Source organism: Roseivivax sp. THAF30, from assembly GCF_009363575.1.
Taxonomy (GTDB): Bacteria; Pseudomonadota; Alphaproteobacteria; order Rhodobacterales; family Rhodobacteraceae; genus Roseivivax; species Roseivivax halotolerans.
Genome location: NZ_CP045389.1, coordinates 1,517,817 through 1,530,484 on the forward strand (window position 1 = coordinate 1,517,817; position 12,668 = coordinate 1,530,484).

At 60.1% G+C, this 12,668-nt stretch carries 10 protein-coding genes; 3 read left to right on the forward strand and 7 right to left on the reverse strand.

All coding sequences use genetic code 11. The annotated features are described in order from the left end of the window. Nucleotides 1-234: 234 nt before the first annotated feature. The 6 genes from FIU91_RS07340 to urtA all read right to left on the reverse strand — a co-directional run bounded on the left by FIU91_RS07340 (nucleotide 235) and on the right by urtA (nucleotide 7,015). Complete coding sequence (locus FIU91_RS07340) at nucleotides 235-615, reverse strand: MarR family EPS-associated transcriptional regulator (protein WP_152462006.1); 381 nt, start codon at nucleotides 613-615, stop codon at nucleotides 235-237. A 484-nt stretch (nucleotides 616-1,099) separates the two neighbouring features. Continuing rightward, nucleotides 1,100-1,801 carry an urea ABC transporter ATP-binding subunit UrtE gene (urtE, locus tag FIU91_RS07345; RefSeq protein WP_152462007.1) on the reverse strand — a complete coding sequence of 234 codons (702 nt, stop codon included), beginning with the start codon at nucleotides 1,799-1,801 and terminating at the stop codon, nucleotides 1,100-1,102. A 1-nt stretch (nucleotide 1,802) separates the two neighbouring features. Further along, nucleotides 1,803-2,543 (reverse strand): urea ABC transporter ATP-binding protein UrtD, encoded by a 741-nt coding sequence (urtD, locus tag FIU91_RS07350; protein ID WP_152462008.1) that lies wholly within the window; start codon nucleotides 2,541-2,543, stop codon nucleotides 1,803-1,805. Beyond that, entirely contained in the window at nucleotides 2,540-3,709 is a 1,170-nt protein-coding gene (gene urtC / locus FIU91_RS07355; protein ID WP_152462009.1) for an urea ABC transporter permease subunit UrtC, read from the reverse strand. The genes urtD and urtC overlap by 4 nt, the downstream gene beginning before the upstream one ends. A 3-nt stretch (nucleotides 3,710-3,712) precedes the next feature. Further along, entirely contained in the window at nucleotides 3,713-5,686 is a 1,974-nt protein-coding gene (urtB, locus tag FIU91_RS07360; protein ID WP_152462010.1) for an urea ABC transporter permease subunit UrtB, read from the reverse strand. Between the two features lie 63 nt (nucleotides 5,687-5,749). Further along, nucleotides 5,750-7,015, reverse strand: a complete 1,266-nt coding sequence (urtA, locus tag FIU91_RS07365) for an urea ABC transporter substrate-binding protein (protein ID WP_152462011.1) — start codon at nucleotides 7,013-7,015, stop codon at nucleotides 5,750-5,752. 131 nt (nucleotides 7,016-7,146) lie between these two features. On the opposite strand from urtA, the gene FIU91_RS07370 reads away from it, so the two are divergent. Together FIU91_RS07370 and FIU91_RS07375 are read left to right on the forward strand one after the other, a co-directional pair. Beyond that, nucleotides 7,147-8,022, forward strand: coding sequence for a LysR family transcriptional regulator (locus FIU91_RS07370; RefSeq protein ID WP_152462012.1), 876 nt, complete (start codon nucleotides 7,147-7,149; stop codon nucleotides 8,020-8,022). Between the two features lie 105 nt (nucleotides 8,023-8,127). After that, nucleotides 8,128-8,406 (forward strand): GlsB/YeaQ/YmgE family stress response membrane protein, encoded by a 279-nt coding sequence (locus FIU91_RS07375; protein WP_152462013.1) that lies wholly within the window; start codon nucleotides 8,128-8,130, stop codon nucleotides 8,404-8,406. Nucleotides 8,407-8,667: 261 nt separating this feature from the next. Here FIU91_RS07375 and FIU91_RS07380 read toward each other — a convergent pair whose 3' ends face one another. After that, nucleotides 8,668-10,728, reverse strand: coding sequence for a hypothetical protein (locus FIU91_RS07380; RefSeq protein WP_152462014.1), 2,061 nt, complete (start codon nucleotides 10,726-10,728; stop codon nucleotides 8,668-8,670). Between the two features lie 1,307 nt (nucleotides 10,729-12,035). Between FIU91_RS07380 and FIU91_RS07385 the strand changes: the two genes are divergently transcribed. Then, the gene (locus FIU91_RS07385; protein ID WP_152462015.1) at nucleotides 12,036-12,602 is read left to right on the forward strand and encodes a hypothetical protein; all 567 of its coding nucleotides are present in this window, start codon (nucleotides 12,036-12,038) and stop codon (nucleotides 12,600-12,602) included. Nucleotides 12,603-12,668: the final 66 nt, after the last annotated feature.

Below are 12,668 nucleotides of genomic sequence, written 5' to 3' on the forward strand. Positions count from 1 at the left end.
AAAGGCTGGAACATTAAATAGCTCCACCGGGCGTTCATAGCCTCAGGTCACGCTCCAAGCCCCGTAGATCCTAATAAAACGTAAGGGATCTATTCTTCGCAGTGCCGAAGCACCGTTTCAAAACAGTATCTCAAACGAGCAATATCGCATATATCGTTCCGAAAACGGTATCAGCGTTTTGAGTAAACGTCCAATAGTACAAATTTGCATACGCTTGAACCCTGGTAACGGAAGTTATCGGGCCGTTGTATTGCTATGCGTTTTGAGTTCGAGCTTGCCGAGCGGCTGTCTCTGATTCTCTAGCCTCAACTGATGAATTTCTGCCTGCAAAGCCTCAAACTCCACAATTCGGCGTTCCAAGAAGCTACGCGTCATCGCGGCCTTTGCCGCGATGCCCTTTGGCGTCAGTACGTAAGCGTATCGGAGTTTGCGGTCTGCGGCTTTGAAGTTGTGGATCTTGATCTGACCTTTTTCGGCCAGCCCGCGCAGACAGTAATTTACAAGACCCAAGCTTACGCCGACCGAAGCTGACAGCTCACGTTGGGATATGTGCGGGTTTTCTTCCAGAGCGCGCATCACGCGAAAGCGTGTGTCCTCGTCTAGCACTTTGGTCATGCAGAGATCGCTCCACGGCTACCGCACCGGAGCTCGCCAGACGAATCCGAGTGGAGAATGCCGTTCATGTGTGAACGCTTAGCGCTACAGTCTCTCCGTAGCAACTCGACTAGTGGGGAAATCCGGGTTTGCGCGCCGACGTTGACGCGCTTTTGAGCGGTGTCTTGCCGAAACAACGCCCATACAAGCAGGGCGCGTTGCGTGTCTCGGCTCACATTTAGTCGTCAGCGATCTAAGCTTCAGGGCAGTACACTTATTCGCGCGTGGTGCAAGGCCTGCTGCAAAATTCCAGAAGTGCGGCAATTGATCGCTCAGCGCTAGGTGCAAGGGGCTTCAAGCCGCACATTGTGCGTCCGACAGATCAATTTATGGGAATAGTCTTTTTACGGATTGGGTTGAACCAAGCAAAAACCCCATCGATAGCTATGCGTTGCTCTTGCTCGATGACGCCGACGGGGCGTTTGCCTCCGCGTCCGGGCACGGCCTAACTATTCAGATCGAACGCCTTCTGCACCTCGTCCCGATGTGTATCCCGCTTCTCCTTGGCCAGAACAACTGATCCCCGGCTCAGCACGTAGAACCGGTCTGCAAGGTCAAACGCGAAGTCGAAATACTGCTCCACCAGCACGATCGCCATTTCGCCTTCCTCGCGGAGCTGCTGGATCACCTTGCCGATGAGCTGGATAATATTCGGCTGGATGCCTTCGGTCGGCTCGTCCATAAGCAATACGCGCGGACGGCTGATGAGGGCGCGACCGATCGCGAGTTGCTGCTGCTGCCCGCCAGAGAGGTCGCCGCCGCGGCGGTTTTCCATCTCTTTCAGGACCGGGAAGAGCTCGTAGATGCGGTCGGGCACGGCACGTTCGGATTTCGGCAGGCAGGCGAAACCTGTCTCGAGGTTCTCGCGCACCGTCAAAAGGGGAAAAATCATCCGCCCTTGAGGCACGTAGGCGATGCCCATCTGCGCGAGCCGGTGCGCGGGCAGAGCGGGTAGGGACTCGCCGTCGAAAGCTATGCTACCGCCCGAGCGGGCATGCGTGCCGGAGATTGCCTTCATGAGAGAGGTTTTCCCGACCCCGTTCGTGCCCATCACGCAGGTGACTTCGCCTTTTCGGGCCTCGAGATCCACGCCGTTCAGGATCTGGCTGCCGCCGTAATGCAGGGTGAGATCTTTCGTCTCCAGCATCTCAGCGCCCCAGATAGACTTCGATCACGCGCTCATCCGCCATCACATGGTCGAGCGAGCCTTCTGACAAAACGGAGCCTTCATGCAGGACCGTCACACGGCAATCGAGGCGGCGGACGAAATCCATATCGTGTTCCACCACCACGACCGCGTGGCTTTTCGCGAGGCGCCTAAGGAGATCGGCGGTATGGTTGCGTTCTTCCGTGGTCATGCCAGCGGCGGGCTCATCCACGAGCAGGAGCTTCGGATCCTGTGCCAGGAGCATCCCGATCTCGAGCCATTGCTTCTGCCCGTGGCTCAGGATGCCGGCCATGCGGCTTAGATGACCGGACAAACCGATCTCGCCTGCGATCTCGTCGATCCGCTCGCGGTCCTCCGGCGTGACCCGGTCGAACATGGCAGCGAAAGGCCCGCGGGGTTTGCTTAAAGCGACGCGCAGGTTGTCCCAGACGGTCTGATCTTCGAAAACCGTAGGGCGCTGGAACTTGCGGCCGATCCCGGCGCGGGCGATTTGCGCCTCGGTCATCGAGAGGAGCGATTGTGCGCTCTCGGCCCACCGGACGCTGCCTTCATCAGGCTTCGTCTTGCCGGTCACGATGTCCATGAAGGTGGTCTTGCCCGCGCCGTTCGGCCCGATCACGGCGCGAAGTTCGGGCAGGCCGATGGCAAAGCTGAGATTGTTGATCGCGCGGAACCCGTCGAAGGAGACGAAGACGCCGTTGACCTCGAGAAGCGTGCTCATGTCCGGTCCTTTCGCACGACGAAATCGACGAGACCCGCGAGACCTTTGGGCGCGAAGAGCGTGACGAGCACGAAGCCGAGGCCTAGAAGTACCGGCCACCAGTCGACCCATTCTATGCGGTAGAAGCCGAGCTCTACGTCCGGGGCGCGCCCGCTGGTGAAATAGGTCGATAGGAGCGAGACTAGCGCCGCGCCAAGGACAGCCCCGTAAAGCCGCCCGCGTCCGCCAATGGCGACCCAGACGGCCAGGTAGATCGAGGCGATAGGCGCGATCTCGTCGGGATTGATGATACCGGCCTGCGGGTAATAAAGCGCGCCCGCGACGCCGCAGATCATGGCGGACAGGATGAACACCACAAGTTTATATACCTCGACCGGGTAGCCTAGGAACCGCACACGGAGCTCATCGTCGCGCACGCCTCTGACGATGTTGCCGAATTTGCCGGAGACGAGCCAGGCCGCGCCGAGATAGGCGAGGCCGAGCGCCAAGGCAGAGGCCCAAAAGAACCAGATCGAGATGCGGTCCTGCCCGATGCCTTCAGCGCCCGGGATGTTCTGCAGACCCGAGAGGCCGTTATTGCCTCGCAGCCCCGTGTCGTTCTGGAAGAGGTAGAGCGACAGGGCGAGGGTCATCGCCTGGGTCAGGATCGAAAGATACACGCCCGTGACGCGGCTGCGGAAGGCGAGCCAGCCGAAGACTAAAGCCAGCGCGCCGGGCACGACGAGGATGAGGAGAAGGCTCAAAGCGAGGTTGTCCGAGGCGGCCCACATCCATGGCCAATCCTCCGCGCCCACGACCGAGAAGATCTGTAGCGCGGTCGCCTCGCTGACCTCGGCTTCGGTCGGGGGGAGGGGCCGGCCTTCGAGGTTGGCGCGGATCACGGCTTCGGTTCGCGCCGTCATCAGCCACATGCCGATCACGTATCCGCCGAGGCCAAAGAAGGCGAAATGCCCAAGGCTCAGGATCCCGCAATAGCCCCAGACCAGGTCCATCGCCAGGGCCGCGAGGCAAAGGCAAAGCGTCATGCCCAGAACCTTGGTGAAGGACACCGACAGCGCGCCGGTGCCGTAGGCTTCCGACAGGATCGTGACGCCGAGGGCCAGCAGTGCCAGCGCTCCGATAAAGATCGGAACGGAGCGGTTCCGGGTGAAGATTGTCTCGCCCATCGCTCAATCCCCCGCCGCGCGTCCGCGCAGCGCGATGATGCCGCGCGGCCGGAACTGGATGAAGAGGATCACGAAGAGGATCATGTAGGTCTGCGCCGCCAGAGTGTTGGACGGGTTCATGAACTCGATGGCCTTCTGGAGCGAGCCGATCATGAAGGCGCCGACGAGCGTGCCGAAGATGTTGCCAACGCCGCCGACAACGACGGTCATGAAGCTCTGCACGATGTAGTTCTGTCCGAGATCCGGCACGACCTGCGCGAACAGCCCGATGGCGACGCCCGCGATCCCGGCGATGCCGGAGCCGAGGCCGAAGGTCAGCATGTTGATCCGGTCGGGATTGATGCCCATCGACGCGGCCATCTTCGGGTTCTGCGTGACGGCGCGGACCTCGAGCCCGAGGCGCGTCCGGTTCAGGATGAGCCACAGGAGGACGAAGAACACCGCGCCGAGCAGGAAGATCGCGATGCGGATCGAGCTGATCGACACGACATCGTTGAGCGAGACCGACCCCGCCAACCAATCGGGCGGAGAAAGCGGCTGCGTCAGAGCGCCGAAGATGAGGCGGATGATCTGCTGGAGCGCGATGGAAATGCCGAACGTTGCGAGCAGCGTTTCCAGCGGGCGATGATAGAGCCAGCGGATCACGAGCCGCTCCATCGCGACACCCGCGGCAAAGGTCATCGTGAAGGCAAGGGGGATCGCGATGGCGATGGACAAGGTCTCGTTCGCCACGACCGATTGCACGACGTAGCCCGTGTAGGCGCCGAGCATGATGAACTCGCCATGTGCCATGTTGATGACGCCCATCACGCCGAAGGTGATGGCAAGTCCGATGGCCGCGAGGAAATAGATCGAGGCAAGCGACAACCCGTCGAGCGACAGATCGAGAAAGCGGTAGAAGGCCACGCGCGTCTCGATCCCGTCGAGCGTTGCGCGCGCCGCATCGGTCACGGCGGCGCTGTCTTCGCGGTAGACCTCAAAGAAGACATGGGCATCGAGCGCCGCGTCGATCTCTTCTTCGGTGGGGGCGGGGTCCGCCTGACCAGCTTCGACGAGCGCGGCGTAGGCCCGGTCGCGCGCCTCTTCGGTATTCAGCGTCCCAACCGGTACGCCGCCGACTGCGCCGTCGACTATACTGGCTGCGAGCGTGTCGGCGCGTGTTCCGCGCGGGATCAGCGGCGGTGCGAGGCCATCTTCCACGAGCATCGCGTAAGCATCCTCGCGACTCAGCGCGTCGGTCCCCGGGCGCAGCTCGCGCGCGATGTTTTCGTTCTCGGGCAAAGCCTCTGAAATCCGCATCTGCGTCGACAGAAGCGGGTTGAGCGTGGCGCGGGCCGACAGGCTCACATTGCCCGCAAGGCTACGGATCGCCTCGACGCGAGGCTCGTCCGTATCGGCAAACGCAATGACAAGGGCAGGTAGCAGCGCTTCGGCGCGGCGGCGCACGCGGCCATCTTCCTCCGTCTCGACGAGGTCGCGCAGAAGCGCGAGATGGCTTTCGTCGGGGTCGCTTTCGATGGATGCGAGCGCGGTCAGCCTGTCTTCGGGATCGTCCGAAGTGAGCCTAAACTGCACGAGCGTCGCGGCGATGACGCCCTGCACGCCACGGTTCGGGCGTAGCTGGTCGACCTCCCGGCTGGTGGCCGTGCCGAGAAGCTCGCCAGTAGAGATGTCGAGCAGCGTCAGCGGGTCCGCATCGGGGTCTTCCACATAGACGAAGAGCCCGTCGCTCTGCCGCTGGTAAAGCTCGCGCGCGTTCCAGGTCGCGAGGAAGTCCGGCACCTCCGGCAGATCGGTCGCGACGAGGACGTCCAGAACCTCTTGCACCGTTTGGCGCGAGGCATTGGCGACGAGATCGGCGTTGTCTTGCAGGATGGCTTGCAGCGCGCCGGTCTCAGGTTCCTGCGCCTCGGCCTTGTGAGCCGCAACGGCGAGGAAAAGCACACCGGCAAGCGCGGCGACGAAGGATCGGATCATGGTTGTGACTGCCCGGATCGGGTGACGGCGGATCAAATCCGCCCGCCGCCTCTTGCTTCGAGATCAGTAGTTCGACTGGAGCTGGACGCAGCTTTCCGTCTCGGTGTTGTACATCCCGCATTCGAGGCCCGGCCAATCGGAGGTCAGGACCGCGGAGTCCGGCAGGAAGTCCGTCCAGGCATCGCCCGGCACTGGCTCGGTCTGGCTGATGATGTCGAACTGACCGTCGGCGGTGATCTCACCGATCAGCACCGGTTTGGTGAGGTGATGGTTCGGCAGCATCTCGGCGGTCCCGCCCGTGAGGTTCGGGAAGGTCTGACCGACCATCGCCTCGATCACCGCGTCGGGATCGGTCGTGCCTGCTTGCTCCACGGCCTGCACCCACATGTTGAAGCCGATGTAATGCGCTTCCATCGGGTCATTTGTCACGCGGCTGTCGTCGCCGGTGAACTCGTGCCAGTTCGCGATGAACTCCTCATTGGCCGCGGTATCTGCGGACATGAAGTAGTTCCACGCCGCGAGATGACCAACGAGCGGCTCGGTATCGAGACCGGCCAGTTCCTCTTCGCCGACCGAGAAGGCGACAACGGGAATGTCGTCCGCCGTGACGCCTTGCGCCGCAAGCTCGGTGTAGAAGCCCACGTTGGCATCGCCGTTGATCGTCGAGATCACGCCGACCTGCTGGCCGCCTTCACCAAGCGCCACGACGTCGCTGACGATCGAGGACCAGTCCGAATGGCCGAAGGGCGTGTAGTTGACGAAGATATTCTCTTCCGGGATGCCCGCATCGAGCAGGTATTGCTCGAGGATCCGGTTGGTCGTGCGCGGATAGACATAGTCGGTGCCGAGAAGCGCGAAGGTTTCGACGCCCAGCTCTTCTAGGAAATAGTCGACTGCAGGGATCGCCTGCTGGTTCGGCGCGGCGCCAGTATAGAAGACGTTGTAGGAGCTTTCCTCGCCCTCGTACTGCACCGGGTAGAAGACGAGCCCATTAAGCTCTTCCACGACCGGCAAGATCGCCTTGCGGCTGGCCGAGGTCCAGCAGCAGAAGACGACGTCGACCTCATCGACCGTTAGAAGCTCGCGCATCCGCTCGGCGTAAGTTGGCCAGTCCGACGCGCCATCGACCACGACAGGCACCAGCTCTTCGCCCAGAAGGCCACCGGCCGCGTTCTGCTGTTCGATCATCATCATCATGACGTCGCGCAGCGTCGTTTCGGAAATCGCCATGGTCCCGGTGGTGGAATGCAGGATTCCGACCTTGATTTCTGCATGGGCAGCCTGGGCGGTGAGTGCGGCTACGGCACTGGCGAGCAGCAGTTTCTTCATGAATATGTCCCCCTGTCGACATCAATCATTTTGCATGTGCAGCATCATCCATTCCGCATTGACCCAGTGTTGTCTGCCGGTAAATTTGCGTCGGGGTGGTGCAATAATTGCACCACGCGGCGGAGCGTTATGTGAAACATCTCAGGATCTACACGGCGATCCGGCTGATTCAGCGTCAGGGCTCGATCCGGAAGGCGGCAGACATGCTCGCCGTGTCCCCCTCCGCCCTGAACAGATCGATCCAGAACTTCGAGGAATCGATCGGTGCCGAGATCTTCGAGCGAATCCCGAGCGGTGTGCGCCTGACTTCCGCAGGGGAGTTGCTGCTCGACGTGGTCGACCGTCACCTTGTCGAGTTTTCGGAGCTGCAACGGCAATTCGGCAACCTGCGTGATGGAGAGATGGGCGCGCTGCGCGTGGGTCTCGGCGCAGATATCGCCGCCGGTTTGCCGCTTGAGGCGCTTGCCGATCTCGAGGCGGACATGCCGGGGATTTCGGTGGAGGTTAGCTCGGGGCGCGAGATGCGTCGCTTGCGCAATCGGGATATTGACCTCGCCGTCCTGACGAATCCCGAAACCGACCGCTCGGTCGAGGTGCTGGCTGCAGGCCAGGTGCCACTGGTCGTTTGCGCCTCGGCGGATTGGACGGCCCGGGGGGGGCGCATTGGCCTATGGGATCTTGTCGATGAAAGGCTCGTCCTGCCGCCCGAAGGCACTGGCGCCCGCGCCGCGATTGCCCACGCGATCCGCCGCCACGCGCTTGAGGAAGGCCCGGTCACAAGCGTCGCCGCGCCGTATCTCGCGCAGCTCATGCGCGGGGCAGGGCGCGTTTGCATCTTTCCCGCGACGATCTTTGCAGGTGTTGAAGCTGAGCTTCTCCAGCGGATCGCCATAGACATAGGCGCGGTGCAGATCAGCGTTCTACGTCTCGCCGGCGCACCGATGTCGCGCCCCGCAGAGCGCTTCCTGCGCTTCATGGAAGCGCGGCTAGATGGAGCGGGCCAGTGACGCAACGAATAGAGACGAATACGTCCCACAGACGTTGAGCTTCTCGACCGCCGTCGGGCACTGGCCTAGAATTCTTCTCAAGCGTCACACAATAGGAGTCGAGACATGGAAACCTTCTTCGAAGCCCTGGGATTGATCTCGCTCATCCTCCTCGCAGGCGTTGGCCTTCTGGCCGGATACCTCGCCGGTCGAATCGCCGGCCGGAACATGGCGCTCTACCTCGCGGTCGGGGTCATCGCCGCTATCGCAACACCGTTCATCTTGGCCGCCGTCGGAATCAGCGTTCTCGCCGTGGGTGGCATCCTGTTCCTGCTGGTCGTCGGAGCCGTCGGAGCGTTGATTGTTCTCGCGCTCGTTCGGGCGATTGCTCAGAAGGGTAGATAAGACTTGGCATTGTGTTCGGCGGACAGCCAAAGTGCCTGGTTCTTACAGATGGCGTTCCAAGCGACCTGTTTAACGTCTCTGCCGCAAGTGGGCGGAGGTAAGGCGAACATCGCTTCGGAAGTACTCTGTTTGCAAGTCTCGCGTGTCACTCACTTTTTAGGGGTTCGCTGACCCGCGATCGTGGACGCTAGCCCCAAACACGGCGCTTCGGCGCTATTACAAGCCTTTCCGAGTATTCAACTCCTAAAGGGCTGAGTAGCCCTAACCGTCTTGATTTGCAAAAGAGCACCTAAAGGCTGCCGGGTTCATCATCCGGATCTCGGCCATCTGGTCCTCGAGCCGCTTCACCGCATCTTTGATGTGGTGTGGTGTGGTCTCGGGGCTCCGGTAATGGTCGATCAGGATCCGTCCGGTCATCGTGTGCAGCATCTCGTGCAGCACCGTCTCGGGGCTCGCATTGGCGATGAACACGACCCCTGCGCCGATATGGGTCTGACCCAATTGGATCGGCTGCTTGGCAAGATCCGGCATCTCCTGATCCCGGAACGCCTCGAGAGCCTTGGCCTCTCCGAAGAAATACCGCGCCTCGCGGAAGGACGGATCCTTCTTCAGGACATCCCAGAAGAGATCCATCTGAGCCATCGAGCTATCGGTGCCGGCAGAGATCGCTGCAAGGAGCTGGTCGCCCCGGATCGCCCGGACACCCTCATGGTTCGGAACCGCCTCGCCGATCTCTTCGATCAGCGTCGCCATGCCCTCGGTTGCTTCCTGAGCGTAGCTCTTCGGCGCGGTCTCCTCTGCCTCGAGACGCTTCAGCTCCATCGCATAGAAGCCGTTCAGCGCCTCGGCGATCTCGTCATAGGCCAGCGCATCGTCGGACGGTGTGGTTTGACCTGAATTGGTGTGGGGTGTCGCTCCCGCCGCCATGTGATCAGTCTGGCTTGCCACCTGGCTCAGAGCGAACTTCCGGGCCTTCACCTCGCGCGCTTTCCGCTCCAGCGTCTTCTGCAGCCCTTGGATATGAGCGGGCGAGAGACGCTCGTCGCTCTTCAGCTTCAGAGCCCGCCGGATCGCCTTGATCGTCTCAGGCTCAAGCGCGTTCAGGGTCTCCTCGGAGATCATCGAGGACATCTGGAAGAAGCCCTCTGCCAGCGCCTCGTAGACATTGCCCTGGATCCAGCCGTCAAAGACCGCCTTGTTGATCTGACCCGAGCCCGCCTCAATCTGATCGACTGCGAGTTCGACACCATCGAAGACCGGCAGCGAGACATCGAGCGAGCCATCGGCTTGAACATAGATGTTCAGCATCATCCGCCCGTCGCCGGTGCCGATCGTCAGGTAGGGGGAGACCTTCACCGAGGCCTCGTTGGGTCCGAAGACCGAAGCCTTGGTCGAGAACCGGCCTGTCAGGGACTTCGAGACAACCTTCTCGGTGGTCTCGCGCACGGGCTTCAGGATATGGAAGCTCTGGGCATCTGTCTTGTAGATCGGAGCCAGAACAGAGATCTCCTCGAAGACCTCCTTCATCTCCGCCTCGGACAGCATCTCGCCTTTCTCGTCCTGACGCTGGTTCAGGGCCTTGGAGAAGATGTCCTTAAAGACCGCTGCCTGCACCTGGCTCGCTGCCTGGGTCATCTTCATATCGGCTGCAAGACCACCCGTCGCGGCATCGACCGCTTCCATCATGGGCTCGGCAAAGCCTTCGAGGATCCAGCCCCGCATGGTCGCGATCTGGGTCCGGTTCGGCACAAAGCTCTGCGGCTGCGCCATCTTGGCGCTGAACTGAGCCTCGGTCATCCCGAAGATCCCAGCCAGATCCTGAGCCAGCGTCGTGCCGGCAAAGAGCGGGTGATCCTTCCAGTTGGCTCCGCTTTGCGAGAGCTCCGAGAGCACCGGATAGAACTCATCGAGCACCGCATTGGCGATCTTCGCCGCAATCCCGTCATTGCCCGACCCATAGAGGAACACGGTCAGCGGGTTCTTGGTGACAGAGCGCTCCACCGAAGGCGAATACACCCCGTTCTCATCCGCGGTCCCGAGGGCGAAGTCGGGCGAGAGCGCATCAAGCACGCGCAGCGTGCGTAGATGTGCGTCTGCCCGGCCGCCCGTCTGACCCTCGGAGATCTTCTCAGCCAGCAATCCCTCAAAGCGCTTGGCTGCCATGTGATAGAGATCTTCCCCGCGCTCCTTGTCGGGGTTCCGGGCAGCCTCAAGCTCGATGAACTCCGCCAGCGACATGGGCTCGCTCGTGAAGAACGGCCCACCCTTGGCAAAACGCTCGACCTCAGCCCGATCAAACGCCCCCGACCCCATCTGGATCATCGCATTGACCGGACCATCGGTGCGTCCATCAGCCTAAAGGCTAAAACGCTTTTTGTGCTGCCTGTAGTTTACCTAAGACCTACAGAGAAAATACGGGCCGAGTACCATGTCTAACCTTGTTCCAGCGGTCAGCCTTTAGGAGTTGGCTCTCCAGAGGAAGCTTGGCGAGCGGTTAGATGGACGCGTTTCCCCGCGGCAAACTGGGTCTGATTCAGTCGAACAGTCATGGGTGAATAGGGCGCGCATGTTTTAGAGCCCTCGCAGCGCCCCGGAGATGCCCCGTAGCTGGATGACTTGTATTGGCGGCTTACCTTGTAGCCAAAAATCAAGATCGCGCCGTAGGGGGCTTCTCCGGGGCTCTCTGGGCGTGCTTTGTCTTTTAGTGAGGTCGAAGTTGTCGGAGGTGCACAATTCGGGTCCCAGTCGAAACTTTTCGCTTGCCGGACTCTGAGGGCAGCGGTATCCTCAGGAGGCCTTCTGGGAAACGGCAGCCTATATTTAGTTAAAGACAACTTCTCTATCTATAATTAGTTGGAAAAGGAATTTTTCTTCATACTAAAAGTTAAGGTACTACTGCTCAGGTAATCTGAGTGTCTACTGTATTCCTTCACTTCATACTCACCACATCTAGGAGTTTTCTCTCCACGAGCGTAGCGAAGTGGGGGGAAAACGACGACGAATGTGGTGAGTATGAAGTGAAGAGAACTATAATAACTAATTAAATATACTTTCTTCTTTGGATCGAATTCTTTGGTAACACCTTTTCCCCTTGGCTCCTTAAGGAGCCAAGGGGAAAAGGTGTTACGGCGGTCCAGTGAGTTTTGAGGAGCTGGTTCCGCTGCGTCTACTCCGCTCCGCGCGCGCCGACTGCCTGAGTGGGACGGGATGGTTCGGCCCTGCAGTCCGTGCGGCACCGGCGATCGGCACGTCCTGGAGTGCACGGAAACCTCTCGCTCATTGGTGCTGTCTGTCCATTGGTTCTGCGATAGCGAGCTGCAGCCGTTCCTTCTTGCCTAAAGGTTGGCCGGAAACATCAGCAACTGAAGGTCCGCACCAGGCCTGGTCTAAGCAAAGACCGAAGAAGTCAATGATCTCACGGCGTCTTTTGATCGAACTTCTCGTTCAGCGGCACGCTACTTGGGGATGTGGGGGGGGGCAGGCCAATCGCAGCGCGTCTGCCTGTCATCACGTGGTTCGTGCGACGAACTTGACCAGATGACGTGGTCTTGGCGTGAAAAAAATTTATGCCATTGACTTTGGCTTGAACTGAATTCACCCTAGAGCGGTCAGATGAAAGATCGTAGGACATGACTTCAAACGAATACGTAACTGGTCTCGCTGAGGTAATGGGAGTGGAGAGAACGGAACTCGCCACCGTAGACCGTGCCCTTGCAAAGCGTGGACTTCGGCAGGTCGCGCGAGGAAAGTCTCGGCCTGACATCAACCTCATAGAGGGTGTTCGGATCGCTTTGGCTTGGGCGGGAGCGCAGAAACTGACAGAGGCTGCGGATGAAGTCGAAAGGTTAGGCCAGTTCTTCTACACCAATGACGAGCCGCAAAATGTAGTCGATGCGGAGTTCATCAACCTGTTTGGTTCTAAATCCGAAGAGTTTACGGGAACCAATTTCTGGAACATGATCGTCTTTGCAACCCGGCGGGTCGGAGCTGAGGCATACCCATCGTCAAAGCTGCAAGTTCACGTGACAAAAAACAGCGGCATCGAAATTAAACTCCTATCGGGTGTGAGACCTGTCACCGTATGGTTCCAGTTTCTTGGAGCGTTCGCTTTTCGGAAACGTCGGAATGTTGAGACGACCGTTTCGATCTCTGGGGATGTTCTGAAATGGATCTATGACGTCACGGAGGGCGCGTGATGCCGAGGCCAGCCGTTCCAAGACCAAAGGACATAATTGATCTACTAAAAATGGCTCGAGCTGAAG

What these genes read in the sequence shown, in the direction of transcription:
- FIU91_RS07340 (WP_152462006.1), bottom strand. Translation starts at nt 615, where the DNA reads ATGACCAAAGTGCTAGACGAGGACACACGCTTTCGCGTGATGCGCGCT.
- urtE (WP_152462007.1), bottom strand. Translation starts at nt 1,801, where the DNA reads ATGCTGGAGACGAAAGATCTCACCCTGCATTACGGCGGCAGCCAGATC.
- urtD (WP_152462008.1), bottom strand. Translation starts at nt 2,543, where the DNA reads ATGAGCACGCTTCTCGAGGTCAACGGCGTCTTCGTCTCCTTCGACGGG.
- urtC (WP_152462009.1), bottom strand. Translation starts at nt 3,709, where the DNA reads ATGGGCGAGACAATCTTCACCCGGAACCGCTCCGTTCCGATCTTTATC.
- urtB (WP_152462010.1), bottom strand. Translation starts at nt 5,686, where the DNA reads ATGATCCGATCCTTCGTCGCCGCGCTTGCCGGTGTGCTTTTCCTCGCC.
- urtA (WP_152462011.1), bottom strand. Translation starts at nt 7,015, where the DNA reads ATGAAGAAACTGCTGCTCGCCAGTGCCGTAGCCGCACTCACCGCCCAG.
- FIU91_RS07375 (WP_152462013.1), top strand. Translation starts at nt 8,128, where the DNA reads ATGGAAACCTTCTTCGAAGCCCTGGGATTGATCTCGCTCATCCTCCTC.
- FIU91_RS07380 (WP_152462014.1), bottom strand. Translation starts at nt 10,728, where the DNA reads ATGATCCAGATGGGGTCGGGGGCGTTTGATCGGGCTGAGGTCGAGCGT.
- FIU91_RS07385 (WP_152462015.1), top strand. Translation starts at nt 12,036, where the DNA reads ATGACTTCAAACGAATACGTAACTGGTCTCGCTGAGGTAATGGGAGTG.